The organism is Acinetobacter haemolyticus CIP 64.3 = MTCC 9819 (assembly GCF_000369065.1).
GTDB classification, from domain to species: domain Bacteria; phylum Pseudomonadota; class Gammaproteobacteria; order Pseudomonadales; family Moraxellaceae; genus Acinetobacter; species Acinetobacter haemolyticus.
This window is the reverse complement of sequence record NZ_KB849806.1, coordinates 33,892-58,915: the sequence shown is the minus strand read 5'-3', so window position 1 is coordinate 58,915 and position 25,024 is coordinate 33,892. Positions and strand designations below refer to the sequence as shown.

General features: G+C 40.8%; 23 protein-coding genes. 14 read left to right on the top strand and 9 right to left on the bottom strand.

Going from position 1 to position 25,024, the window contains the following annotated elements; genetic code table 11:
* Nucleotides 1-50: 50 nt before the first annotated feature.
* The 6 genes from F927_RS12130 to F927_RS12105 form a co-directional block, all read right to left on the bottom strand.
* The gene (locus F927_RS12130) at nucleotides 51-872 is read right to left on the bottom strand and encodes an SDR family NAD(P)-dependent oxidoreductase (RefSeq protein ID WP_005085321.1); all 822 of its coding nucleotides are present in this window, start codon (nucleotides 870-872) and stop codon (nucleotides 51-53) included.
* 165 nt (nucleotides 873-1,037) lie between these two features.
* Nucleotides 1,038-1,436 (bottom strand): ribosome silencing factor, encoded by a 399-nt coding sequence (rsfS, locus tag F927_RS12125; protein ID WP_004637939.1) that lies wholly within the window; start codon nucleotides 1,434-1,436, stop codon nucleotides 1,038-1,040.
* Between the two features lie 81 nt (nucleotides 1,437-1,517).
* Complete coding sequence (locus tag F927_RS12120; protein WP_005085320.1) at nucleotides 1,518-2,312, bottom strand: hydroxypyruvate isomerase family protein; 795 nt, start codon at nucleotides 2,310-2,312, stop codon at nucleotides 1,518-1,520.
* A 25-nt stretch (nucleotides 2,313-2,337) separates the two neighbouring features.
* Complete coding sequence (locus tag F927_RS12115) at nucleotides 2,338-3,201, bottom strand: NAD(P)-dependent oxidoreductase (RefSeq protein ID WP_005085317.1); 864 nt, start codon at nucleotides 3,199-3,201, stop codon at nucleotides 2,338-2,340.
* A gap of 75 nt (nucleotides 3,202-3,276) precedes the next feature.
* Entirely contained in the window at nucleotides 3,277-4,065 is a 789-nt protein-coding gene (locus F927_RS12110) for a crotonase/enoyl-CoA hydratase family protein (protein WP_004637942.1), read from the bottom strand.
* A gap of 77 nt (nucleotides 4,066-4,142) precedes the next feature.
* Nucleotides 4,143-6,953 carry a GacS-like sensor histidine kinase gene (locus F927_RS12105; RefSeq protein ID WP_005085315.1) on the bottom strand — a complete coding sequence of 937 codons (2,811 nt, stop codon included), beginning with the start codon at nucleotides 6,951-6,953 and terminating at the stop codon, nucleotides 4,143-4,145.
* A 146-nt stretch (nucleotides 6,954-7,099) separates the two neighbouring features.
* Between F927_RS12105 and cysM the strand changes: the two genes are divergently transcribed.
* The 4 genes from cysM (at nucleotide 7,100) to F927_RS12085 (ending at nucleotide 12,668) form a co-directional block, all read left to right on the top strand.
* Nucleotides 7,100-8,029 (top strand): cysteine synthase CysM, encoded by a 930-nt coding sequence (cysM, locus tag F927_RS12100; RefSeq protein WP_005085313.1) that lies wholly within the window; start codon nucleotides 7,100-7,102, stop codon nucleotides 8,027-8,029.
* A gap of 63 nt (nucleotides 8,030-8,092) precedes the next feature.
* Nucleotides 8,093-8,914 carry a 3'-5' exonuclease gene (locus F927_RS12095; RefSeq protein WP_004637945.1) on the top strand — a complete coding sequence of 274 codons (822 nt, stop codon included), beginning with the start codon at nucleotides 8,093-8,095 and terminating at the stop codon, nucleotides 8,912-8,914.
* Between the two features lie 9 nt (nucleotides 8,915-8,923).
* Nucleotides 8,924-10,315, top strand: coding sequence for a 23S rRNA (uracil(1939)-C(5))-methyltransferase RlmD (rlmD, locus tag F927_RS12090; protein ID WP_005085311.1), 1,392 nt, complete (start codon nucleotides 8,924-8,926; stop codon nucleotides 10,313-10,315).
* Between the two features lie 46 nt (nucleotides 10,316-10,361).
* Nucleotides 10,362-12,668, top strand: coding sequence for a RelA/SpoT family protein (locus tag F927_RS12085; RefSeq protein WP_004637947.1), 2,307 nt, complete (start codon nucleotides 10,362-10,364; stop codon nucleotides 12,666-12,668).
* A 126-nt stretch (nucleotides 12,669-12,794) separates the two neighbouring features.
* On the opposite strand, the gene F927_RS12080 is transcribed toward F927_RS12085, so the two are convergent.
* Together F927_RS12080 and F927_RS12075 are read right to left on the bottom strand one after the other, a co-directional pair.
* Nucleotides 12,795-13,223: a hypothetical protein gene (locus F927_RS12080; RefSeq protein WP_005085309.1), complete on the bottom strand. Its 429-nt coding sequence runs from the start codon at nucleotides 13,221-13,223 to the stop codon at nucleotides 12,795-12,797.
* A gap of 351 nt (nucleotides 13,224-13,574) precedes the next feature.
* Entirely contained in the window at nucleotides 13,575-14,351 is a 777-nt protein-coding gene (locus tag F927_RS12075) for an SDR family oxidoreductase (protein ID WP_005085306.1), read from the bottom strand.
* Between the two features lie 96 nt (nucleotides 14,352-14,447).
* Here F927_RS12075 and mazG point away from each other — a divergent pair, with 96 nt between their 5' ends.
* From mazG to yjgA, 9 genes are all read left to right on the top strand, one after another.
* Nucleotides 14,448-15,254 (top strand): nucleoside triphosphate pyrophosphohydrolase, encoded by an 807-nt coding sequence (mazG, locus tag F927_RS12070; RefSeq protein WP_004637950.1) that lies wholly within the window; start codon nucleotides 14,448-14,450, stop codon nucleotides 15,252-15,254.
* A complete protein-coding gene (locus tag F927_RS12065; protein ID WP_004637951.1) occupies nucleotides 15,223-15,648 on the top strand; it encodes a ComEA family DNA-binding protein in 426 nt (141 codons plus the stop codon). The genes mazG and F927_RS12065 overlap by 32 nt, the downstream gene beginning before the upstream one ends.
* 138 nt (nucleotides 15,649-15,786) lie before the next feature.
* Nucleotides 15,787-17,238, top strand: a complete 1,452-nt coding sequence (pcnB, locus tag F927_RS12060) for a polynucleotide adenylyltransferase PcnB (RefSeq protein ID WP_004637952.1) — start codon at nucleotides 15,787-15,789, stop codon at nucleotides 17,236-17,238.
* The gene (gene folK, locus F927_RS12055) at nucleotides 17,235-17,723 is read left to right on the top strand and encodes a 2-amino-4-hydroxy-6-hydroxymethyldihydropteridine diphosphokinase (protein WP_004637953.1); all 489 of its coding nucleotides are present in this window, start codon (nucleotides 17,235-17,237) and stop codon (nucleotides 17,721-17,723) included. Before pcnB ends, folK begins: the two co-directional genes overlap by 4 nt.
* Nucleotides 17,724-17,762: 39 nt before the next feature.
* A complete protein-coding gene (panB, locus tag F927_RS12050; RefSeq protein WP_004637954.1) occupies nucleotides 17,763-18,572 on the top strand; it encodes a 3-methyl-2-oxobutanoate hydroxymethyltransferase in 810 nt (269 codons plus the stop codon).
* 3 nt (nucleotides 18,573-18,575) lie between these two features.
* Nucleotides 18,576-19,421 (top strand): pantoate--beta-alanine ligase, encoded by an 846-nt coding sequence (panC, locus tag F927_RS12045; protein WP_004637955.1) that lies wholly within the window; start codon nucleotides 18,576-18,578, stop codon nucleotides 19,419-19,421.
* A gap of 28 nt (nucleotides 19,422-19,449) precedes the next feature.
* The gene (gene rapZ, locus F927_RS12040; protein ID WP_004637956.1) at nucleotides 19,450-20,301 is read left to right on the top strand and encodes an RNase adapter RapZ; all 852 of its coding nucleotides are present in this window, start codon (nucleotides 19,450-19,452) and stop codon (nucleotides 20,299-20,301) included.
* Nucleotides 20,298-20,567 carry an HPr family phosphocarrier protein gene (locus F927_RS12035; RefSeq protein ID WP_004637957.1) on the top strand — a complete coding sequence of 90 codons (270 nt, stop codon included), beginning with the start codon at nucleotides 20,298-20,300 and terminating at the stop codon, nucleotides 20,565-20,567. Before rapZ ends, F927_RS12035 begins: the two co-directional genes overlap by 4 nt.
* Before the next feature lie 2 nt (nucleotides 20,568-20,569).
* A complete protein-coding gene (gene yjgA / locus F927_RS12030) occupies nucleotides 20,570-21,106 on the top strand; it encodes a ribosome biogenesis factor YjgA (RefSeq protein ID WP_004637958.1) in 537 nt (178 codons plus the stop codon).
* Nucleotides 21,107-21,153: 47 nt separating this feature from the next.
* Here the strand turns inward: yjgA and F927_RS12025 are convergent, their stop codons facing one another.
* Nucleotides 21,154-22,797, bottom strand: a complete 1,644-nt coding sequence (locus tag F927_RS12025) for an acyl-CoA synthetase (protein ID WP_005085303.1) — start codon at nucleotides 22,795-22,797, stop codon at nucleotides 21,154-21,156.
* A 299-nt stretch (nucleotides 22,798-23,096) separates the two neighbouring features.
* Here F927_RS12025 and thrS point away from each other — a divergent pair, with 299 nt between their 5' ends.
* On the top strand, nucleotides 23,097-25,019 hold the full coding sequence (gene thrS, locus F927_RS12020) for a threonine--tRNA ligase (protein WP_005085301.1): 1,923 nt from the start codon (nucleotides 23,097-23,099) through the stop codon (nucleotides 25,017-25,019).
* The last annotated feature ends 5 nt before the right edge of the window (nucleotides 25,020-25,024 follow it).

Below are 25,024 nucleotides of genomic sequence, written 5' to 3'. Positions count from 1 at the left end.
CAGGATTGAAAAGCCACCCTCGGGTGGCTTTTTTATTTCGTTCTAATCGTTTAAAGATACTTTTCTACAAAATCCATAGATTGAGCATAGAGATCACGGGCAAGCTGTTGGTTTTTAGCATGAGGAGATCTCCAGTCTGGCATATGTGCACTAACATATTCGCCATTACGGTTGGCCCAGCTATCTCCAATCGCCATTTGAGTAATCAGCTTTGCAGGAACAGAAGTGGGTACTAAACCGATTTTCATGACTTCATAAACAGGTTTTGGCAGTTCTCTATAGATATCAGATGCAACACCGCCAGGATGCAATGCATTATTGGTAATGCTGGTGCCGGCCATTTGCTCAGCTAGTGCATTGCTAAATAGGAGATTGGCAAGTTTAGATTGACCATAATAAAACAAAGGATTGTAAAAACCTTCAGCGCGAAATTTATTAGGCTTAATTGACCCTGCCCAATGCGCAATGGATGCGAGATGGATAATTCGTGCTTGGGGTGCTTGTTTTAGTACAGGAAGTAGCTTTTGGGTAAATAGAAAATGTCCGAGGTAGTTCACCCCAAATTGCTGCTCAAAGCCATCGTGAGTGAGCTGTTTGGTTTTGGAAAAAAGCCCAGCATTATTGATTAATATATCTAGATTGCCATAACGATCTGCAATTTCATCGGCTGCTTTACTTGTATTTTCGAGGCTATTTAAGTCAAGTGATACTACGTCAACTTGACCTTGGTTTAACGCACGTAATCTGTCTTGTGCTTCTTTAGCCTTTTGCGGGTTGCGACAAGCTAAAATGACATGTTGATCTTGTTTAATCAGTTGTTCAGCGGTCGCAAAACCAATTCCTGTGTTAGCACCAGTAATTAGAATTTTCACTTCGTTCACTCCAGTTATGACTTTTTATCGATTGAGTTTAAAGCGATTCTATAATGTCTTAAATATGACAATTTGTCATGTCAATTTTGGAGTGAGGAATTGAGCTTAATAAGATAGGTAATAAAAAAGCGATCTTTAATAGATCGCTTTTTTGTGTATCAGGGATTAGGCAACAGATTCAGGTGTACGCCATAAACTTTCAAGGTCATAAAACTTACGAGCAGTAGGTAACATGACGTGAACTACAACGTGACCTAAGTCAATTAAGATCCATTCGGCATCTCGTTCACCTTCGACACCAATCGGACGAAAACCTGCTTTACGTGCTTCATCAGCAACATTGTCAGCAAGGGCTTTGACATGACGAGTTGAAGTACCGCTAGCAATTACAATTGCATCAGCGACATTGCTAATAGAACTTACATCAAGTTCTAAAATATCTTTGGCTTTTACATCAGTGAGGGCTTCATGTACCACTTTTAAGCAAGCGTGTACATCTTTGTTTGATGTTGTGATTTTTAGGTCGTGAGAATTAGAAGCGCTGGGCGATGGTTCTAAATTCATAGAGGGTATATTTTCCTGACAATTGCTCATCCTCAAATATACCGTTTTTAACAAAAAAACTCAAATTTTAGCCGTAACAGTTTATGTATTCACATCATTGGAAAAATACTTCTGTTTCCATGCAAATGATTGATCTGAATGCTCTTTTGGTCTGTATTCAGCCGCAATTATTCCTTGATAATCACTTTGTAATAACCAGTCAAAGATTTGTTTATAGGGGATATTTCCAGTATCAGGCTCATGACGACTCGGACAATCCGCAAATTGGATGTGTCCAATTTGATGAATATTTTCTTGTAACCCCGCCAACACATCTTCGCCCATCATTGCCATGTGGTAACAATCATATTGCATTTTTAACGCTGGGTGATTCACTGCTTCTAGCATTTCTTGACCTTGAGCAATGTTCTGGATTAAAAAACGTGGCATATCTGTGCCATTAATCATTTCAAAGACAGGCTCAATATGATGTTCAGTCAACATGTGGCAAGCTAGTTTTAAGTTGCTTGCAAGTGTATTTAAGCATGGCAATAAATCTGCATCCAAAGGTTGTTTGCCAGCCAAGATGTTGATACGCGGAACATTTAATGCGGTTGCATAACTGATTGCAAGCTCTAGTGCTTGGTGAAATGTCGTTTCTAAACCAGGCACACCTGCTAAGCCATTACCTCCTTGCATTAGATCACCCGCAGGTGCATTGATCAGGCAAAGTGATAGGTTGTATTGGTTAAGTTGTGCTTGTATATCAAATATTTCAAGCTCATATGGGAATTGGATTTCGACATGTTGAAATCCGTGTGCGTGTGCCAATGCAAAACGTTCGATGAGTGGCACTTCTGTAAAAATCATCGATAAATTGACTGCAAGATGGCTCATATCAAACTCCATGAAGCATTAATTATTATTCTATAAGTTTGATGATAGTGGCTAAATCCTTCTCAGCAAAGCCATTTTGTTGGTGCGCTTGTAACTGTGCTAAGGCTTTTTGTGCAACAGGTATCTTTAGGTTAAAACTTTGCGCGAGTTGTAACGCATTGTTTAAGTCTTTAGATAATGTTTGGACTTTCCATTGCACAGGTTCAAACACATGTGTTGCCATACGCGGTGCAAGAATCTGAAAAGGTTTGGAATCAGCAAACCCCCCTGCAAGCGCAGGGGCGAGCAAACGGGTATCTACACCTGCTTGCTCTGCAAGTGCAACTGCTTCCGCAATCAGCGTACTGTTGGCTGCAACAATCAACTGATTGCAAATCTTCGTGGCTTGCCCTGTACCAGATTCGCCCATTCGGGTAACACGCTGGGAGAGTACTGAGTAGATTGGTTCGAGCTGCTGAATTGTTTTGGCATCGCCACCTGCAAAAATTACTAAAGTACCTTGCTCTGCACCTGTGGTTCCACCAGATACTGGGGAGTCAATCCATATAACGTGTTGTTGTTGTGCTGTAGTTGCAAGGTGGTGTGTTGCTGCAACAGATAAACTCGAAAAGTCGACAATGATTTGTTGAGCTTTTAGGTGAGGCTGGAACTGGTTAAAAACGCTTTGAACGGCTTGATCATCCGCTAAACAGGTCAAAATGACAGGGTAGTTGCCAATTTCTTCTAAAGTTAAGGCGGTTGCACCTTGTTGAATCAATGCTTCACATGCAAGTGGGTTACGATTCCAAACAGCAACTGAGTAGCCTGCTTGAAGCAGTCGGGCTGCCATACGCGTGCCCATTAAACCCATACCTAAGAAAGCGATGGGATTTCTTTGATCAAGTATCATGTTTATAGCCTGTGCTGTTTTTGAGTCTATTTGCGGGAGCGTGCCGAATGCCCCCACTTATAAGCTTCTCAACGTCTATTTATATTGTCTAGGTAAGAACTCAATTTCAGGGTTCTTATCTTTCTTACGCGCAAGCGTACTGTTTTTGCCTAATAGTAGTTTGAGTTGCCAAAGTTTTTCTAAACGTAGAGCCTTTTCTGGTTGATGCTCCATCGCGTCTAAAACACGTTTTGCTGCCATCAATGCATCTGGTGAGCGTTGCAACATCTCTTGAGCGATGACATTGGCTTTGGCGAGAGGATCTGTATCCAAGTGCGTCACTAAGCCGATTTCTTTGGCATATTCAGCATCAAAAATCCGAGCAGTGAGAGTAAGCTCTTTGGCTAAGTCAACCCCAATAAGCCCTTTGAGTGAACGTGTTAAGCCCATGTCGGGCACAAGTCCCCAACGGCTTTCCATAATCGACATTTGTGTTGTTGGTGTTGCGATCCGGATGTCTGCCGCAAGTGCAAGTTGCATGCCTGCACCGAAGCAATATCCTTCAATTGCTGCAATAACAGGGATAGGTAGGTTTTGCCAAATCAGAAAAGCTTTTTGGAATAGGCTTTGTCCAGGTTTGATCAGTTCCCATGCCGCAAATGCGGTGTTTTTAGGGTTGTTTAGGTCTGATAAATCGATACCTGCACTGAAGACCTGTGCTTCACCTGTTAAAATGACGCAGCGAATAGAGCGATCCTTTTCAATTTTTTTAGCTGTTGAGACCAATTCTTTTAGTAATGCAAAACTCATTGCATTGCGTTTGTCTGGACGATTTAACGAAACTGTTGCGATTCCATTGTTTTTTTCAACGCGTAAAAGTGCCATTGGTCATACTCTTATTGTGTTTGATGATTGGCAGCATAGCATGAGTTTTTGTCATGAAACATGACACGACAGTCATCTTAGTTGTCGTGTCCGTTCAAGACGAGATTTGCTGCTTGCCTAACTTGTTCAATAGCGGCATTAAGCTCATTAAAGCGATGATTGGTTTCCCGAATAAACACATCATCTGCCTTGCGTCGTTCTTTGCGTAAGGTAGAAACAAATTGTTCAAACTCACCTGCAATTCTTTGCAAGGTTGGCGTGCCTACATAACGCGTCGCGCCATAGAGACGATGTAAAACATGCTCAAGTTGAGGGAAATCCTCGACCTCAATCAGCTGTTGCATTTCATTTAGCTCGGTATCAAAACTATCCACTAACATACCTAATAAATCTTGCGCTAAATCTTCTTTGTTAGCAGCGAGTTGAATACTTTGTTGCCAATTTAAGATTTGAGGATCAATTGACTCGATTGGGCGTTTTGTTTCGGTGGTGGTTGGCTGTGAACTAAAATTATTCTTGGTCCATTGGGTGAGGATCTGAATGATTTGTTCCATTTGAATTGGTTTGGTCACATAATCATTCATGCCGACTTTAAGCAACTTTTGTTTCTCATCTGCCAAGGCGTGTGCAGTTAAGGCAATGATTGGAAGTTGCATGCCCGTATCCAGCGTTGATTCGAGTGAGCGAATGGCCCGCGTGGTATCAATGCCTGACATCACAGGCATTTGAATATCCATAAATACTAGATCAAATGGGGGAGACTTCTGTTCAATTCGCTCTTGAATCAGATCAATCGCTTTTTGCCCGCTCAATGCTTTGGTGGTGGTTACATTGAGTTCGCCTAGTAATGCTTCTAAGACAATCAAATTTGGTAAATGATCATCGACAGCTAAGACATGCAACCCTTGACCATTGAAGTCTTCAGGCTCTTGTTCGAAAATTGGCTGATTTGCTAAGAGCTGAATAAGCTCGCGACGGCTTAATGGTTGATAGATTGGGCGAGCACGATATTCATTGAGCATGTTTGGATCAAGGCTCATTTGATAACCATAAACCGCTAAATTGCCATGATAACGTTGGCGAATCTCTTTCAATAAAGCTTCTGTATCGCCACTGTGATCTACAATCAACCATGTATTTTCTTGCTGATTCAAATGGTTGAGGCGACTGAATAAATCTAAAATTGACTGTGTCTCAATATGCGCCACATGATAATTTTCAAGATAGAGGCGCAGTACGCTTGCCGTCGCTGGATGCGCTAAATAAGATACCACTTGTAGATGATCAAAACGAGGATGTTCAACGAAAGCATCTTCTTCTTCAACTTTAAATGCTGCGGTGAACCAGAAAGTCGAACCTTTTTCGGTAGGCGCACGTTCTTGGTTGTCTTCAAAGCCGATTTGACCACGCATTAGATGTACTAATTGTTTGGAGATCGCTAAACCAAGTCCAGTGCCACCAAATTGACGCGTAACAGAGGCATCGCCTTGTGAGAAAGATTCAAATAATTTCTTGCGATCGGTACCACTTAAGCCAATTCCACTATCTTGTACGCTGAAATGCAATAAACACTGACCAATGTCATCATCTTCCATACGAACACGCACAATAATCTCACCGTCAGGAGTGAACTTGATTGCGTTGGAAATCAGATTGGTCAGGATTTGTTTAAAGCGTAATGCATCACCCACCACGTGCTGCGGGATATTTTCTGCATAGTAGAATGCCATATTAATGTGTTTTTGTGCTGCCAAAGGTGACAACATATCCATCACATCGAAAATGGCTTCTTCGAGATCAAAGGGTGCGGTCTCGAGCTCAAGTTTACCGGCATCAATTTTAGAAAAATCGAGTACATCATTAATTAACGCCAATAAATGAGCAGAAGATTTCCGAATCGTTTGCAGGTAGAGGTTCTGTTCGTTACTTAAATTTTGTTGGCGTAATAATAAATGGATAAAACCATCGATACTGTTGAGCGGTGTGCGTAATTCATGGCTGATATTTGCCAAGAAAACGGATTTAGATTGGTTAGATGAAATGGCTTGGTCGCGTGCTTGGCGATAAGTAATATTCTGAACTTCTAAAGTATCCAATGTACGACGTAGATCTTCTTCAGTCTGTTCAGTATGTTCTTTAAGCTCTAAAAAACTAAAATGAAGTCGTTTGACGACATTGGCGATATCACGTTGCAGTAAGCGCAATTCACCTGTGCTATTAACCACAATATGTTGATCTAAAGTGTCTGCATTTAGGCGCTGCATTTGCATACGAATTTCGTATAGCGGCGCTAGCCAGCGACGAGAAAAAACATTTAGACAAAATAACAGTATTAATAAGGTGATCAATCCGGTTGCGACGAGTGATAATAAGATTTTATAACGCGCAAGTTCGAGTGGATGATTATTTAATTCAATCATCAACCAAACAGAATTTGGATTTTCACTATCCAGCTTAGAGCCATAAATACTATTGTGATTGTGGGAAATAGGGCCAAAAAAATCACTGTTTTTCGGAAAGTTAGGCCAGTAACGATTATTCTGATAACCAATGGTTAAATAAGTCTGTCCTTTATTGTCAATTAAAACCGCACGTTGTAGGTTTTTTTCATCAAACATTTTTTGAAACAGGTTTTGCGCACGGTCATATTGATCGGGTTGTTCTTCGACCAAGTGAAGTAGTTCATTTGCTGTTTGATGATAACGCGCCAAAATCGCAGATGCTTCTGCATTTTGCTGTTGTTTCGCGGCATTGGTTGTTTCAGATAAAACCCACAAAATGCCTACGCCTGTCAAAATCGCAATCGGAACCAGAATCAGCGCGATCAGCTGTCCATAGGCATGATTGAGCCGTAAACGTTTAGAAAGAGTTTTATTGAAATTTGACATAGTTGGGTCAGACTTATCATTCTGCAAAATATCTTAGCATGCTTTAAACAGGCTAGCATTTATCTCACTATAAAAAGCAGTGGGAAAAGATGCAGTCTTGTGTTTTTTTTCATACAATAGACGCCACCTTGATATCGGTGTCGATCATGACCAATACGCAACCAGATTTTTTAGCAGATGAATTTTTACTAGATGAATATGTGGGTAAAACACCATTGGTGCGTTTACAGCGTTTAGCAAGTCATACTCAAGCCACGGTATTAGCAAAATTAGAAGGCAATAACCCAGCAGGTTCTGTGAAAGATCGACCTGCCTATAACATGATTATTCAGGCAGAAAAACGCGGTCAAATTAAACCGGGTGATACCTTGATTGAAGCAACCAGCGGTAATACAGGAATTGCTTTGGCGATGGTTTCAGCCATGCGTGGTTATAAAATGAAACTGATCATGCCGAATAACATGAGCCAAGAGCGTAAAGATGCTATGTCAGCTTATGGTGCAGAGTTAATCGAAGTTACTCAGCAACAAGGCATGGAAGGAGCTCGAGATTTGGCTTTGCAAATGCAGGCTGACGGTCAGGGTTATGTTTTAAATCAGTTTGGTAATCCAGATAATGTGGAAGCACATTATCTGACTACGGGGCCTGAGATTTGGAAACAAACGGGCGGGAAAATTACCCATTTTGTCAGCTCAATGGGAACCACGGGCACCATCATGGGGGTGTCTAAATATTTAAAAGAACAAAATCCTGAGATTCAAATTGTGGGCTTACAGCCTTCAGATGGTTCAAGTATTGCAGGGATTCGTCGTTGGCCAGAGGCATATTTACCAACGATTTTTGATCGTAGTCGAGTCGATCGTATTATTGATATTCCACAAATTGAAGCAGAGCGTACCATGCGTAAACTGGCTCGTAGCGAAGGGATTAGTGCAGGGACATCGTCTGGTGGTGCGGTCTGGGCATCTATTAAAATTGCTGAAGAAAATCCAGATGCTGTGATTGTCTGCATTATTTGTGATCGTGGAGATCGTTATTTATCAACGGGTTTATTCTCAGTAAAAGATGATGAATAAAATTACGCCCAAGCTCTCTATTAAAAAGAGAGAATTCTTCAGTTCTCTGAGGAAGTTTTGAAAATGAGCTTACGTTTTCCGATTTTAGTGTTTGATATTGAAACGCTCACTGATTTAAAAGCTGGCGCTCATTTATATCATCTTGATTTACCTGAGTCTGATGTCGAGCAGGCCTTGACCAAGATTCGCCGTCAAGAATCAGGGATGGATTTTCAACGGTTACCTTTGCACGAAATTGTATGCATTTCTGGTTTGTGGATCGATGAAAAAGGCTTTCGTTTATTTTCATTTAGCCAAGAGCAAAATACTGAAGCTGAGATGCTGGCAAAATTCTTATCGATTTTTGATAAAAAACAGCCAACTCTTGTGAGTTGGAACGGTTCTCAGTTTGATTTGCCTGTCATTTTATTTCGAGCGATGTATCACGGACTATCTGCCCCAAGTTTGTTTGATCAAGGCGAAATCGACAATCAGAAGCGGTTTAATAACTATCAAAACCGATATCATCATCGACATGTCGACTTGATGGATGTGATGGCCATGTTTAATGGTCGAAATTTCCAGAAATTAGATGATATTGCTTGCTTGCTCGGTTTTCCTGGAAAGCGTGGTGAGTCTGGTTATCGTGTGCCAGAATATGTACGTAACAATAATTGGTTAAAACTAACCAGTTATTGTGAGGGTGATGTACTGAATACTTGGTTGGTTTATTTGCGTTGGCTTTTACTAAAAGGTCAGTTAAATCAACTAGATCATCAGCAGTTTATTCAGTCAACCATTGATTATTTACAAACGCAAACGCAACAATCAGATTTTTTACAAGTATGGCGCCAAACATCGCAATATACTGTATTTACCGCACCGACGTTTGCGCCCAAAAATTAGGTTCATCTTTTGAAACATAAAGCGAAACAGCGCCCGGCACATCAGCCAATTTATACCTTCAAAGTGGAAGCTTTTTCGCATGAAGGTCGTGGTATTGCGCACTATGGAACTCACCCTGACCATCCTAAAGAAAAACAGGGTAAGAAAGTTTTTATTCGCAATGCCTTGGTGGGTGAAACGGTTCAAGCGAAAATTACCCACCAAACCACGCGTCTAGAAGAAGCAGAAATGCTGAAACTAGAAGGTGAGGCCGCTACTGGGCGGGTAGAACCAATTTGCCCGCATTTTGGGATATGTGGTGGCTGTAGCTTGCAACATATTCATCCTGACGAACAAATTTTGTTGAAGCAAAATGTATTGCAATCGCATTTACAGCATTTTGCTGGTCTACAACCTGAACAATGGTTAACACCAATTCGTTCTAGCAAAATAGATTACCGTCGTCGTGCCCGAATTGGTGTGCGGTATATTCCGCGACAAGATCGTTTGGTCATGGGGTTTAGAGAGCATCACAGTAATCATTTAACCACCATTCACCAGTGCAAGGTATTGGATCAGACTTTATCTGATGCGATACCTGAGTTGAGAAAGTGTCTTGAAGGCTTGATGGCCAAAGCACACATTGGTCATGTTGAATTGGCGATGGGGGATCACGAAGTTGCGTTATTAATTCGCCACTTGGAAGAATTAAATGTGTCGGATGTCAACCATTTGCGTCAATTTGCGTTACAAAGACAGTGGCAGTTGTATTTACAACCCAGAGGCGCTGATAGTTTACATCGGGTCGACGATGTGCAAGCACCAATGCGGTTACACTATCATTTAGATGATTTCGATATTCGTTTTGCATTTTCACCATTGGATTTTACCCAAGTGAATAGTGCGGTAAATGCACGAATGATTCAGTTGGCATGTGAATTGCTACAGTTAAAGGAAGGGGAACGTGTGCTTGATCTATTTTGTGGATTAGGCAACTTTTCTCTACCTTTAGCACGATGTGTAGGAGATACTGGTCAGGTGATAGGTGTTGAGGCAAGTGATGAAATGGTATTGCGTGCAACTGAAAATGCGAAAGCAAATTCGTTGAACCAAGCTATCTTTTTTTCACAAGATTTAACAAAAGACTTTTCACATCATCCTTGGGCGAAACAAGGATTTGATGCATTATTAATTGATCCTCCGCGATCGGGTGCTTTTGAGGTGATGCAATATGTACCGAGCTTCGGAGCAAATAGAATCGTTTATGTTTCATGTAATCCTTCAACACTGGCAAGGGATGCAGGTGTACTGGCACAACATGGTTATCAGCTTAAAAAAGCTGCGGTAATGGATATGTTTACCCATACTGAACATGTTGAATCTATTGCCTTATTTGAAAAAAATGAGTCTGATAAAATTTAAGAGATAAACGATTAGAACATGAGTTACATATCCAGAGGAGAATGGTATGGTCACAGTACGTGAACAGTTACCTGGACGACTCCATGAGTTGTCTGAGGAAGCGACTGTAGAACATGCCGCTGAAGCGCAAAGTAGTCTAGTATCTTGGCTAGATCGAGTGCGTGATATCTTGGATGGGGCTGAGCTGAAGCAGCTACAACGGGTTGCAGAGCTTACCTTACAAAAAGAGTTTGAAAGCACGGTTAATCATCATACCAACACCTTCAGTATCGGTATTGGTATGGCGGATATTTTGGCGCATTTACATGTAGATGAAGATACGTTGTCAGCGGCAGTATTATATCGAAGTGTACGTGAAGGACTGATCACCTTAGAGGATATTCAGCGTGAGTTTGGCGAGCAAGTTCTGGGCCTAGTAAAAGGCACGCTTGCAATGGGTAAGCTATCGGAGCTGATTGAAAAAAATAAGCGTCTAGAAGATCATTTTAATAATAATCAACGTGAACATCTAAACGGCATTTATAAAATGCTGATTTCTGTGACAGAAGATGTACGTGTGGTGCTGATTAAACTGGCAGAGCGAACTTATGCTTTACGTGAGTTGGCAACTGCAAGCAAAGAGCGTCAAGAACGTGTTGCACGTGAAATTTTAACGATTTATTCTCCACTTGCACATCGTTTAGGAATCGCCCAACTAAAATGGGAACTAGAAGATCTCGCTTTTCGCTATTTAGCGCCAGAACGATACAAAGAAATTGCTTCTTTGCTCAATGAAAAACGTTTAGAGCGTGAACAGTATATTCAGTTTGTGATTGATAAGCTTAAAACCGAACTGGATGCTTATGATATTCATGCTGAAATCACGGGGCGAGTGAAGCACATTTATTCGATTTATCGAAAAATGAAAAGCAAAAATCTTAGCTTTGACCAGCTTTACGATATTCGTGCAGTGCGGGTGTTATTAAAAACGGTACCAGATTGTTACCATGCTTTAGGGATCGTACATCAGTTATGGCGACACATTCCCAACCAGTTTGATGATTATGTGACTAACCCGAAAGCCAATGGCTATCGGTCTTTGCATACGGCAGTGATTGCTGAAAATAAATCACTCGAAGTTCAAATTCGTACTTTTGAGATGCATGAAGAAGCTGAATTGGGAGTTTGTTCTCATTTCAACTACAAAGAAGGTGCGAAAAATACGGATCATTCTTTTAATGATCGATTGCATTCACTTCGCGCTGTACTTGAGCATTATCAGGAGCGAACGGAAACGACACCGCATGCTGAAGATGATGAGTCGAATGGTATCGATCAAATTCAAGATTTTGAAAATTTTGAAAAGATTTATGTGTTTAGTCGTGATGGGGACATTAAAGAGTTACCGCGCGGCTCGACTGTGCTTGACTTTGCTTATCACGTCCATACTGAAGTTGGAAACAAATGCTATGCAGCACGTGTAAACCAGCGTTATGTGCCACTGACTTATACTTTAAAAACAGGTGAGCAAGTTGAGATCTTAACCAAAAAAGACCGTGAGCCAAATCGAGATTGGTTGGTTAACTCTTTAGGTTATATCAAAACAGCTCGTGCGCGAGATAAATTGCGTCATTGGTTTAGACAGCAAGATCGCAGCAAGAACGTCGAAGTGGGACGTGAGTTGCTCAATAAAGAGCTCGCTCGTCTGGCTATTCATCCAAAAAGTATTGATTTAAACGATTACTCATCTCATTTTAACCTGAAGTCAGGTGATGATATTTTGGTGGCATTGGTGAGTGGTGACATTAGTCTGCATGCATTGATGAACCAAGTAAATCGTCAAATGCATTTAGATCAAGATGAACCAGAGCTGGTGTTAAAACCAGCATTAAATCCACGTGCAAGCCATACATTATCGGCACATGGTATCTTGATTGATGGTTTGGACAATGTGGAATTGCATATAGCACAGTGTTGTCAGCCCGTGCATGGTGAATCGATTGGTGGTTATATCACTTTAAATCGAGGGGTGAGCATCCATAAAGTCGCATGTCCAGATTATGTGCGTATGACGACACATGAACCAGAGCGTGCAGTTGAAGCCGATTGGGAAATGCAACCAACACGCGGACAAAGCGTTCAGATTGTGGTTGAGGCCTATGATCGCCGTGGTTTACTCAAAGATCTCACTCAAGTGATTTTCTCTGATCAAATCAATATTCGTCAGGTCAATACGATTTCTGAGGCGGATGGGATTGCTAATATGAAGTTGCTGATTGAAGTGAAAGGTTTAGCACAGCTCTCTCGTTTGTTGGCTCGTTTAGAGCAACAACCCGGCATCATTAGTGCGAGACGTTTAGTACAAGGTAGTTAATTATATTTAGAATAAAACCCGCTTTTTTGAACTGACTGCTTTCATGGGGGATCGTTCAATAGGCGGGTTTTATTATTTTAAGCACACGGCATCATCATAAAATCAAAATGGGTTTGATTGTGATTTTTAGATTTTGCATTTTTTGCTTTTTTGGAATGTTGCAATATTTTCAATATTTGCTTGGGCTTTCGCTTTAATTGACTCTTGAACAGTCAAATTATTTACGTCAGATGTATCTTCTTCGCCCGCAAGATTATTTGCAATTTGACTGGCTTTGGCAGTTTTTTCAGAGTTGCCACCGAAAGCAGTTAATGCGCCACTTGCAAGACCAGCCCATTTGCTTACTGCCTTGTTTGGTGATTGAGCATTTGCATTAATATTCGCAATATTTTTCTCTGCGCTTGCTAACTCACGTTTTGCATTTGATTGCTCAACAGAAAGTGTTGCGCAATCCATTGCCTTTAATTCAGCAGTTGAAAATGGTTTACCCTCGGTCGCTGCAAAAGTAGAGAAAGAAAACGTTGCAGCAGCAGTTAAAACTAATAATTTTTTCATATTATAAACACTTTAAAAGATTTTAGATTAAGTTGCTATTTTTGTAGCAGGCGGATTCTATTTAAAATAAATTTTAAAGTCACTATTTTTTTTAAATATTTTAAAGACTTGTCTGTCTATTGTTTTTGTGGTATTTGATCAGGTTTTATTTGTAATCTTGTTTTTTATTTAATTTAATGATTTATAATATTTTTTTACTTTCAGTTTTACTGTTTTGTGCGCTATTTTTAATTTTTATTGATTAATGTGATGGTTTTATTTTTAATGATTTTTATATTTGTGTGAAAAGTGAATTAATATGTAGGGTTGTTAGGCTTTATATTGTTTAAAATATAAAGCACTTTTCTTTTTTTATGCTTGCTTGGATAATAATATATTGGTGATTCGGTTTAAAAACTGTGGGCTAATACGTGATAATTGATACATCAGTTTGGTTTTAATGCCAATAGGAGTGTGGGTAGGAATAAGGAAGTGATTTTTTTGTTGTGTTAAAGCGAAAACCTGTTGTGCAACATCTGCTGGAGTTAAATCCACACCAATATTTTGAATACTCCCAGCATCCATATTTTTTACCATACTGGTTTGCACAAATAATGGCATAACATCGAGCACACGAATATTATATTTTTGCCATTCCACATCTAGAGCTTCAGTTAAACCACGCACGGCAAATTTACTGGCAGAGTATGAGGCTAGATCGGCTTGTCCATAAATAGCTGAAGCAGAAGAGAGGTTGATGACCCGAGCAAAACTCGCTTTTTGTAAATAATTTAAAGCTGCATGGCAACCATTAAGAACACCTTTTACATTGATATCAATTGTGCGGTGATGAGAGGGGATGGTTGTATTTTCAAAAGCACCAGAATATAAGATTCCAGCATTGTTAATTAGAATATTGAGTTCGCCTGCCCAGTTTTGAAATTCCTGTAATGCGATTTGCCATTGTGGATAATCGCTAACATCTAAATAACCCGCTTTCGTATTTGCACCCAGTTCCGTAGCTAAAGCTTGCGCTTGTTCTAAGTTGATATCGTAGATGCCTACTTTATAGCCTTTTTGATGAAACAGACGGGCAATTTCGGCACCTATGCCTTGAGCTGCACCACTAATAAAAACACTATGTTGCATTGCTTTTCCTTACTTTATATTGATACTTTTCGGACCAGCGTATATTAGACAGAAGCTGGTTAAAACTGCAACAGCGTAAGGGGTGAGGAGATAATCATGGAAAAGCTATTAGAAATCATGCGTGAGCTAAGACAAAAATGTCCATGGGATCAACAACAAACACCTGAGAGCTTAACGCGTTATGCGATTGAAGAGGCTTATGAAGTCGAAGCTGCGATTCGTGTTGGTGATTTGGATGAAATTCGTCAAGAGCTTGGAGATCTATTGTTGCAAGTGGTTTTTCAATCACAAATGTTCAGTGAGCAAGGGGCTTTTGATTTTCATGATGTGGTTGATGCAATTAGTGAGAAACTGATTCGACGTCATCCGCATGTATTTCAAGCTGAAAAGTTTCAGAACTTGAACCCTGAACAGGTAAGCGAGCTATGGAAACAAATTAAGCAGCAAGAGAAACAGGGTAAGCCAAGATCTCGATTAGATGAGGTGAAGCATGCACCTGCTTTAGTTCAAGCGGATGAAATCCAAAAAAAAGCAGCACAACTTGGTTTTGATTTTGAAACGGTAGAGGATGCTTACGGAAAATTAGACGAAGAGCTAGCAGAATTACAACAAGCGCTTAAAACGGGAAAAACCGATGAAATACAAGAAGAATTTGGAGATTGTCTATTTTCTTTGATCAATGTAGGTCGTAAACTTGGGCTGTCGAGTGAAACGGCATTACTGGCGACAATTCATAAATTTAGAAGTCGCTTTGCCTATATCGAACAACAAGCACATCGACAACAGAAAGACTTGCAAGAAATGAGTTTGGCGGAAATGGACCAGCTATGGGAGCAAGCAAAAAGACATTTAAAATTTGAGGGGAGCTCTGATGAAATTGCCGCAGTTACGCAGCAAAATTAATTTTTTATTATTGATTATTCTAGGGTTCGGGGTTATCTCTCACCTGAATGCAAAACAATTTGATCAGTCTTATATACAGTGGAAAGCACAGCAACAAAAACATGATCAGCAATTGGCTAGACAAGATGACCAATATTATTTATCTAGACCGACCCAGCAACAAAATGTGAAACCTGTTTCATCTTCTGTAAATATTTCAGGCGATAAAATTAGCTTAAATCAAGCGAACTTACAGCAGTTGCAAAGTTTAAGTGGTGTAGGTGAGAAAAAAGCCCAAGCGATTATTGAATATCGACAAAAACATGGTGCATTTAAAGCATTAGATGAACTCATGAATGTCAAAGGAATTGGGCCGAAACTGCTTGAAAAGAATAGGTCGAGACTTATTTTATAGGTTGGTTAAAGTGTTGGTGGTAAAAAAATGCGTACCGATATCTTGAAACTTCAGCAGAATAAATTGCCCTTTGTGTGTGTTAGAGCTATGATTAGCGACAAATTGTTATTTACGTCCTGACGTAGGAGACAGTGTCTTTTGCAAACTTTGCGTGCGTCAAAATGTGGTTTGTCCACAACTCAACTCCCTTCCTCAATATTAGATGTGATCGATAGTCTGACTAAAGCAGGTTATGAGGCATATATTGTAGGTGGTGGTGTTCGCGATATGATGTTAGGTCTTAATCCAAAGGATTTTGACGCGGTAACCAATGCTACTCCAGCCCAAGTAAAAGAAGTGTTTGGGCGGCGTTGTCGTATTATTGGGCGACGTTTTGAGTTAGCTCATGTGTATTCTGGTCGTGAACTGATCGAAGTCGCGACCTTCCGTGCCCCTCCGAAAAAAGCAGTCACCAGTGCTTCTGGTATGATTCTTCGTGATAATAATTGGGGAACAATTGAGCAGGATTTTGCTCGTCGAGATTTTTCGATCAATACGCTTTATTATCAACCTCGTAAGGGAGTTGTGCTGGACTTCTGCCAAGGTGTTGAAGATATCAAAACCCGTACTTTACGGTTTTTGGGTGAGCCAGCTCAGCGTTTTGAGGAAGATCCTGTACGCATGTTGCGTGCATTGCGTTTTGCGGCGAAACTGAACTTTCAAATCGATCAATCCATTCTTGACGTTTTTGATGTTGAGATGACGCAATTATTGCGTGATGTTTCACCACATCGACTTTATGATGAGTCACAAAAGCTCTTTACTATGGGGCATCTCACTCAGGTTTTGCCGATGTTGATTGAGTTTGGTGTTTGGAAACAATTGTTTGCTGAAATTCCGCCAAACATCACCTCATTTATCGAGCGTGCAGCCAAGAATACTGATCAGCGAATTCAAATCGGTAAAACCATCAATCCTGCTTTTTTCTATGCGGTCTTGTTATGGAAACCCTTTTTAGAGCGCTGTGATTTTTATCTCAATAAAGGCGTCGTTCCAGCTGAAGCGCGTGCTCAAGCAGGCCTTGATGTGCTTAAGCGTCAAGCAACTCGTACGATTATTCCTCGTTTTGCTGAAACTTTTATTCGTGAAGTTTGGGAAATGCAAAGTCGATTGCTCAATCCAAAACCTCAACAAATAGAAGCATTAGCTGGGCATGCGCGTTTCCGTGCAGGATTCGATTTCTTGTTGCTACGTGAGAAATCAGGTGATGCCAGCACTGAAGGTATGGGCGTTTGGTGGGAAAATTACCAAGAAATGACCACTGACCAAAAAGAAGCCGCTATTCGTCAGTATAACCGTCAACGTACGAAGACCCGACGTAAAGCTGCTGACACCGAAGAGTTGAAGCATACTGAAATTGAACCATTGGTTGATGTTCCAGAACCAAGAAATCGTCGTGCGAAAAAAGAGCGTGTGCGGGCTGGTGATTCAGCAAATCGTTTTCTTGAAAAGGCGGCAGATACAGGTCAAATCAATTCAGATCATCCAATTTTAAAGCGAAAACGTGTGCAACGTGATTTAAAGCAAGTCGTTTTTGGACCGACTCAATGACGATTCGTACTTATATCGGTTTAGGTAGTAACTTAGGTGATTCGCAACAAATTCTTCGTGAAGCTGTTGCGAAATTATCAATGTTGGGTGAAGTTCAGGTTTCTCGTCTTTACCAAAGTCCACCGATGGGACCTCAAGATCAACCACATTATTTAAATGCTGTTGTTCAACTGGACACGACATTGACACCACTTGACTTGTTAGACCAATTGCAACAGTTAGAACAAGATGCGGGGCGTGTTCGTTTGCGACGTTGGGGAGAGCGAACCCTAGATCTTGATCTGTTAATCTATGGTCAAGAACAAATTCAAAATGAACGTTTAACTGTGCCCCATATTGGTATTTTACAACGTGATTTTGTAATTCTTCCCTTATTAGATTTAGATGCTCATTTACAATTAAATGGTCATTCATTAAAAGACTTAGAACTGGTACAGCAAGCAAACTTGACTGTAATAGCCGATCAATCTTGGGCGGCTGCTTAAGATTGTTTCGTTCTGAAAACGCCTGTAGAGGACATCATCATGATTAGTCTAAGTGACTTAAGAAAGTTTAAAGCTGACGGACGCAAGTTTTCTTGCCTGACTTGCTATGATGCAAGTATGGCGAAAGCAATGGAATTGGCTCAAATTGATACGATTTTAATCGGTGATTCTCTGGGGATGGCGATTCAAGGAAGAGATTCAACGCTTCCTGTTACAGTTGAAGATATGGCTTATCATACTGCGGCAGTCCGCCGTGGAAATACACATGCCTTAATCATGACTGATTTGCCATTTATGAGTTATGCAACACTTGAAGATGGCTTAAAAAGTGCTAAAGCCGTGATGCAAGTTGGTGCTCAAATGGTCAAAATTGAAGGTGGTGCTTGGCTCAGTGAGTTAGTTACAGTGTTGACTCGCAATGGTATTCCCGTCTGTGTCCATTTAGGTTTGACGCCGCAATCAGTACATGTGTTTGGCGGTTATAAATTGCAGGCAAGAACACGCGAAGCGGCCGATCAATTAATTGCAGATTGTCAAGCTGTGGTTGACGCAGGTGCGTCAGTATTACTGCTAGAATGCGTTCCTGCTCAGTTGGGTAAAGAGATCGCTGAGTTATTTCCAAATACGCCTGTGATTGGAATCGGTGCAGGTAATGAAACAGATGGGCAGGTATTGGTTGCACAAGACATGTTGGGGCTTACTTTTGGTCGAGTTGCACGTTTTGTCCGTAATTTTATGAAAGAACAGGCGGGTGAAACAGCAATTTTAGATGCATTTAAAGCCTATCATGCTGCTGTTCAAGACCAATCTTTCCCAGCTAAAGAACATACTTTCCAAGTTGAGCTTTAATTCATGAAAACTGAAACAACGATACAAGGCTTAACTGCGTCACTTGCAACAGCACGCAGCAACAAAAAAATGATTGGTTTTGTCCCGACGATGGGAAATTTGCATGAAGGTCATTTGACCTTGGTTCGTGCTGCTAAAAAGATTTGTGATGTGGTTGTGGTGAGCATCTTTGTCAACCCAATTCAATTCGGTGCGGGTGAAGATTTTGATAACTATCCACGTACTTTAGAGCAAGATAGTCGTTTGTTGGCGGATGTGGGTTGCGATATTATTTTTGCGCCTTCTGTTGAGCAAATGTATGGAACACAACCACGCTTGACCAATATTAGTGTTGGGCAAATTACCGATGATTTGTGTGGAAAGTCTCGCCCTGGTCATTTTGATGGCGTGGCGGTTGTTGTTACCAAATTATTTAATATGGTACAGCCGGACTATGCTTTCTTTGGTCAAAAGGATTATCAGCAACTCGCGGTGATTCGTCAGTTGGTACAAGATTTAAATATGCCTTTGGAAGTGATTGGTGTGCCCATCGTGCGTGCTGAGGATGGCTTGGCTTTAAGTTCTCGCAATGGTTATTTATCTCAAGAGCAACGTGAAATTGCCCCTAAAATTTACCAGTTGTTAAAGAAAGCGGAACAGCAATTGCATGATGGTCAAGTGTTGGAGCAAGTGTTAGCAAATATCTCAACTGAATTGACACAAGCAGGTTTTGTTGTGGATTATGTGGAAGCTCGTCAAACCAATTTACAGCCGATTACGCAATTTGATCAAGATTTGGTTTTATTCGTTGCGGCAAAATTAGGTACGACGCGTTTAATCGATAATTTACAAGTAAATTTTAAAACTTAGAACTTCAGAATAAAAAGGGCAACATGCCATGAAGCGTATTCTTATCGTCACAGGACAATCTGGTTCAGGAAAATCTTCAGCGTTACAAGTGCTTGAAGATTTAGGCTACTATTGTATAGATAACTTACCTTTGGCACTGTTGCCTGAAATAGTGGCGAAACTTGATCATGAAAATAATCTGGAGCAATTGGCGTTAGGTGTTGATATTCGAAGCACACGTGCTGATATGCAAGAGTTTGATCATGTGTTTGAGCAATTAAAAAGACATGGTTCAGTTGATGTCATTTATTTGACTACCCAAGATCAAGATTTGATTGCTCGTTTTAGTGCATCTAGACGCCCGCATCCTTTAGCGAGCCGTTTTAATAGTTTATTGCAGTGTATACAAGAAGAAAAGCAACTGCTGATTCCGATACAATTTCGCTCTACAGTGCATATTGATACGACAGATAAAAGTGTTCATGATTTAAAACATATTTTACTGTCCAAACTAGGGCAGTCTGATAACTTAATTGTTATTTTGCAATCGTTTGGTTATAAGCATGGCATCCCTTTAGATGCTGATTATGTATTTGATGTCCGTCATTTGCCTAACCCACATTGGGATTTAGATTTACGTCGTTTATCTGGTTTAGATGAACCTGTACGTCGATTTTTAGAGAGCAGTCAGCAAACCAATGAAATGTTTGCTGATATTTATGCTTTCTTGGAAAAGTGGCTACCTGCTTTTGCAGAGGGGCATCGCCATTATATGACCATTTCTGTGGGTTGCACGGGTGGACAACATCGTTCAGTTTATATCGTGGATAGACTCAAGCAAGCCCTTGAGGCAAAATGGGCTGTCCAAATCTTACATAGAGAAATGAAGCACTGGTCATGATAGACACAACAATTGATGTAATTAATAAACTTGGCTTACATGCACGCGCATCAGGTAAACTGATTGAGGTGACGACCAAATTTCGCTCTTCTATTCAAATTGGTAAGGGTGATAAGCTGGTAGATGCAAAAAATATTATGTCATTGTTGATGTTGGGTGCGGGTAAGGGCACGACATTAAGGTTAGTGATTGATGGTGCTGATGAAGACAAAGCACTGGAAGAAATTCAAACGCTGTTCGCAGCAAAATTTTATGAGGCAGAGTAATAGTGGCACGTGGTACCCAACGTTATACCGATGAAGATTTTGAGTCATTAGAAGGGCGTGCGAGTAGAACAGAGCAAAAGAAAGCTGTACAACGTATGGCTGCTTTAGGTGAGCAATTGGCTCAATTGAATGTAAAACAAATTCAAAAACTTCCTGTGGATGAACGTCTGATAGATGCGTTGCTTGAAGTTCAAAAAATTAGTTCATTTGAAGCACGTCGTCGTCAGTTTCAGCGAATTGGCAAATTGTTGCGTAATGAAGATGAAAGCATAATTTTGTCTTATCTCACACCGCAACAAGGTGCAAAGAAACAAATGCAATTGATGCGTTGGGTTGATCGTATGATTGAGCAAGGTGATCCGATCATTAATGAATTCAGCAAAGTATTTAATGCATCAGAACGCCATACTTTACGTCAGCATGTTCTTCGTATTCATCGTGACATCAAACAACAGGTGAGTGAGGAAGAGCTCGAAGCTTCTAAACGTAAGTTTGTAAACTACGTACAACAAGTCGCGCTGTTATCTGATCAAGGTTAACTTGAAAAAAAGAAGTTTCTAAGGAAACTTCTTTTGCATTTAGGCAATTAATTTCCAAACTCACTTGTAGCTCGTTCTTTTGCCCATTCTCTTAAAATAAATTTTTGTAATTTCCCAGTTGATGTTTTAGGGATCTCAGTAATTACCACGTCTTTAGGAACTTTAAAGCGTGCAAGTTCTTTTTGACAGTGCAGAATAATTTCTTCTGGTGAAGTTGTGCTACCTTGTTTTAATTCAATAAAAGCACAAGGCACCTCTTGCCAACGTGGATCAGGCTTTGCGACTACGGCTGCAGTCATGACTGCTGGGTGTCGATACAAAACATCTTCGACTTCTAATGAAGAAATATTTTCCCCACCTGAAATAATAATGTCTTTGGAGCGGTCCGTGATTTTGGCATAGCCATCGGGATGGCATACGGCTAAATCCCCGGTATGGAACCAACCCCCTTGAAATGCTTCTTCAGTGGCCTGTGGGTTTTTGAGATAGCCTTTCATGACGATATTGCCACGGAACATGATTTCGCCCATGGTTTCGCCATCATTTGGCACAGGTTGCATGGTTTCAGGATCAAGTACTCGCATACTGTCTTGTAGAGGGTATGGAACGCCTTGACGTGAATGCAATTGAGCTTGTTCTTGGATAGATAACTCACTCCAACCTGCTTGTGAGGCACATAGCGCTGAAGGACCGTAGGTTTCGGTTAAACCATAGACGTGATTGACATTGATGCCGATATTACGCATCCCTTCAATAATCGCAACTGGCGGTGCAGCACCAGCAACCATCACCTCCACATGATGGTCAAATGCGGTTCTTTGTTCCTGAGGCGTATTGATCAGCATCGATAAAACAATCGGTGCGCCACAGAAATAATCTACTTTGTGTTCGGCAATATATTGAAAGATTAGTGTTGGATCGACGCGACGTAAACAAATATTGGTTCCGCCACTGGCGGCAATAGACCATGCAAAACACCAGCCATTGCAATGAAACAGGGGTAAGGTCCAAAGATACACAGCACGAGGTTTCATGCCACATGCCAAAATATTACTTGCTGCATTGAGGTAAGCACCACGATGATGATAAACCACACCTTTTGGATTTCCTGTTGTTCCCGAGGTGTAATTCAGGCTGATCGCATCCCATTCATCTTGTGGAAGTAACCATTCAAACTCAGGATCGCCTTGAGCTATCCAAGACTCATATTCATATTGACCAAGGGGCAGTTGTTCACCTTCATACTCATTATCAAAAACGTCAATTACAATCATATCTTGATGAATATATGTGAGTGCTTCTTCTGCAATCGCTTTAAACTCTGGGTCAACTAAAAGCACTTTTGCTTCAGCATGTTCTAGCATAAAGGCAATGGTTTTGGCATCTAAGCGCGTATTTAGCGTATTTAGAACGGCACCTGCCATGGGAACGGCAAAATGGGCTTCAATCATCGCTGGAACATTTGGTAAAAGTACAGAAACGGTATCGTTCTTTTGGATACCTAAACGTGTCAGTTGGTGTGCAAATTGACGACAGCGTTGATAGCTTTGTTGCCATGTAATCTGACGTTTACCATGAATAATTGCGGCCTGATTCGGGTAAATATAAGCTGCACGCTCTAAATAGCGTAATGGTGATAACGCAACAAAGTTCGCTGGGTTTTTGGGTAATTCGTCGTATGCACTAACCATGTGTATTGCTCCATGTTTATTTTATGAGGAAATTTGCTGGGGTGTTAAAAATGACCGCAGTCCCCATATATCTATATCACCATAGTACGCTGCTGACACGAAATCACTAAGGCTTTAGTCTGAGATATATTTTTGACTTGGGTTTTTCTCCAATCAAAGGTTTCTTCCTTGTCTAAACCTGTGTAAAATCTCGGGTACTTTTTTATCCGCCGTTTTTTATTTTTTGAGGTCCGCCTCAATACATAATCTCGCGGTGATATGCTCCATTGTGCGGGGCATCACTCCTTAAGGATTTTATTATGCCAATCATTACTTTACCAAATGGTGATCAAAAGCAATTTGATCAACCGATTTCCGTGATGGAACTTGCTCAGAGCATTGGTCCGGGCCTAGCGAAAAATACCGTTGCTGGTCGTATCAATGATCGTTTGGTGGATGCTTGTGATTTAATCACAGAAGATGCAACAGTTCAGATTATTACCCCGAAAGATGAAGAAGGTTTAGAAATCATTCGTCACTCATGTGCGCACTTAGTCGGACATGCGGTTAAGCAATTGTTCCCTGAAGCGAAAATGGTAATCGGTCCAGTGATCGAAGAAGGTTTCTATTACGACATCTGGATGCCACGTCCATTTACTTTGGATGATATGGCTGCGATTGAAGAGCGTATGAAAAAGCTCATCGATCAAGATTATGACGTTATTAAAAAGATGACACCGCGTGATGAAGTGATTGCAGAATTCACAGCACGTGGCGAAGAATATAAATTACGCTTGATTGCAGACATGCCAGAAGAAACTCAAATGGGCTTGTACTACCATCAAGATTATTTGGATATGTGCCGTGGTCCGCACGTACCGAATACTAAATTCTTAAAATCATTCAAGCTCACTAAAATCTCTGGTGCTTACTGGCGTGGTGATGCCAAGAATGAGCAGTTACAGCGTATTTATGGTACAGCTTGGGCAGACAAGAAACAGTTGGCTGCGTATATCAAACGTATTGAAGAAGCTGAAAAACGTGACCATCGTAAAATTGGTAAAGCTTTAGACTTATTCCACATGCAAGAAGAAGCGCCAGGTATGGTGTTCTGGCATGCCAATGGTTGGACGATTTACCAAGTGCTTGAACAATACATGCGTAAAGTTCAGCAGGACAATGGTTACCAAGAAATTAAGACACCACAGATCGTAGACTTTACGCTTTGGGAAAAATCAGGACATGCGGCAAACTATGCTGAAAACATGTTTACGACTCACTCAGAAAGTCGTAATTATGCAGTAAAGCCAATGAACTGCCCTTGTCACGTGCAAGTGTTCAACCAAGGATTAAAATCTTACCGTGATTTACCAATCCGTTTAGCGGAGTTCGGTTCTTGTCACCGTAATGAACCATCAGGTTCTTTACACGGTATCATGCGTGTACGTGGCTTTACTCAAGATGATGCGCATATCTTCTGTACCAAAGAACAAATTGGTCAAGAAGTTGCAGACTTTATTAAACTGACTTTAGATGTTTATAAAGACTTCGGCTTTGAAGAAGTACAAATGAAGCTTTCAACACGTCCTGAAAAGCGTGTGGGTGACGATGCACTTTGGGATATTGCTGAAAAATCTTTGGCTGATGCTTTAAATGATGCAGGCTTAGCATGGGATCTACAACCTGGTGAAGGTGCATTCTATGGTCCGAAGATTGAATTTTCATTGAAAGACTGCTTAGGTCGTGTATGGCAGTGCGGTACAATCCAGTGTGACTTCAACTTGCCAATCCGTTTAGATGCTTCGTACGTGACTGAAGACAATGAGCGTGATCAACCAGTTATGTTGCATCGTGCAATTCTTGGCAGTTTTGAGCGTTTTATTGGTATACTAATTGAACATTACGCTGGTTTCATGCCACCTTGGCTTGCACCAATTCAAGCTTGTGTGATGAATATTACCGATTCACAAGCAGATGCGTGTGAGCAAGTGGTTGCAAAACTCAAAGAAAGTGGTCTTCGTGCTATTTCTGACTTGAGAAATGAAAAAATCGGATTTAAGATTCGTGAGCGTACCCTAGAGCGTATTCCTTATCTTTTGGTTCTCGGTGATCGAGAAGTTGAAGAGGGCACCGTAAATGTGCGTACACGCTCAGGAAAAAATTTAGGTACTATGTCAATTGATGCATTCATTGATTTAGTGAAATCTGCCGTTGCCGAACGCGGCCGGTACATTGTGGAGTAATAAAG

Bases quoted from the DNA above. Each gene is read 5' to 3' on its own strand.
- F927_RS12095 (WP_004637945.1), top strand. From the start codon at position 8,093: ATGAGCTTACGTTTTCCGATTTTAGTGTTTGATATTGAAACGCTCACT.
- folK (WP_004637953.1), top strand. From the start codon at position 17,235: ATGACGATTCGTACTTATATCGGTTTAGGTAGTAACTTAGGTGATTCG.
- F927_RS12105 (WP_005085315.1), bottom strand. From the start codon at position 6,953: ATGTCAAATTTCAATAAAACTCTTTCTAAACGTTTACGGCTCAATCAT.
- rsfS (WP_004637939.1), bottom strand. From the start codon at position 1,436: ATGAATTTAGAACCATCGCCCAGCGCTTCTAATTCTCACGACCTAAAA.
- cysM (WP_005085313.1), top strand. From the start codon at position 7,100: ATGACCAATACGCAACCAGATTTTTTAGCAGATGAATTTTTACTAGAT.
- F927_RS12120 (WP_005085320.1), bottom strand. From the start codon at position 2,312: ATGAGCCATCTTGCAGTCAATTTATCGATGATTTTTACAGAAGTGCCA.
- thrS (WP_005085301.1), top strand. From the start codon at position 23,097: ATGCCAATCATTACTTTACCAAATGGTGATCAAAAGCAATTTGATCAA.
- F927_RS12110 (WP_004637942.1), bottom strand. From the start codon at position 4,065: ATGGCACTTTTACGCGTTGAAAAAAACAATGGAATCGCAACAGTTTCG.
- mazG (WP_004637950.1), top strand. From the start codon at position 14,448: ATGGAAAAGCTATTAGAAATCATGCGTGAGCTAAGACAAAAATGTCCA.
- F927_RS12080 (WP_005085309.1), bottom strand. From the start codon at position 13,223: ATGAAAAAATTATTAGTTTTAACTGCTGCTGCAACGTTTTCTTTCTCT.
- rapZ (WP_004637956.1), top strand. From the start codon at position 19,450: ATGAAGCGTATTCTTATCGTCACAGGACAATCTGGTTCAGGAAAATCT.
- F927_RS12035 (WP_004637957.1), top strand. From the start codon at position 20,298: ATGATAGACACAACAATTGATGTAATTAATAAACTTGGCTTACATGCA.
- panB (WP_004637954.1), top strand. From the start codon at position 17,763: ATGATTAGTCTAAGTGACTTAAGAAAGTTTAAAGCTGACGGACGCAAG.
- F927_RS12065 (WP_004637951.1), top strand. From the start codon at position 15,223: ATGAAATTGCCGCAGTTACGCAGCAAAATTAATTTTTTATTATTGATT.
- F927_RS12025 (WP_005085303.1), bottom strand. From the start codon at position 22,797: ATGGTTAGTGCATACGACGAATTACCCAAAAACCCAGCGAACTTTGTT.
- F927_RS12115 (WP_005085317.1), bottom strand. From the start codon at position 3,201: ATGATACTTGATCAAAGAAATCCCATCGCTTTCTTAGGTATGGGTTTA.
- F927_RS12075 (WP_005085306.1), bottom strand. From the start codon at position 14,351: ATGCAACATAGTGTTTTTATTAGTGGTGCAGCTCAAGGCATAGGTGCC.
- panC (WP_004637955.1), top strand. From the start codon at position 18,576: ATGAAAACTGAAACAACGATACAAGGCTTAACTGCGTCACTTGCAACA.
- F927_RS12085 (WP_004637947.1), top strand. From the start codon at position 10,362: ATGGTCACAGTACGTGAACAGTTACCTGGACGACTCCATGAGTTGTCT.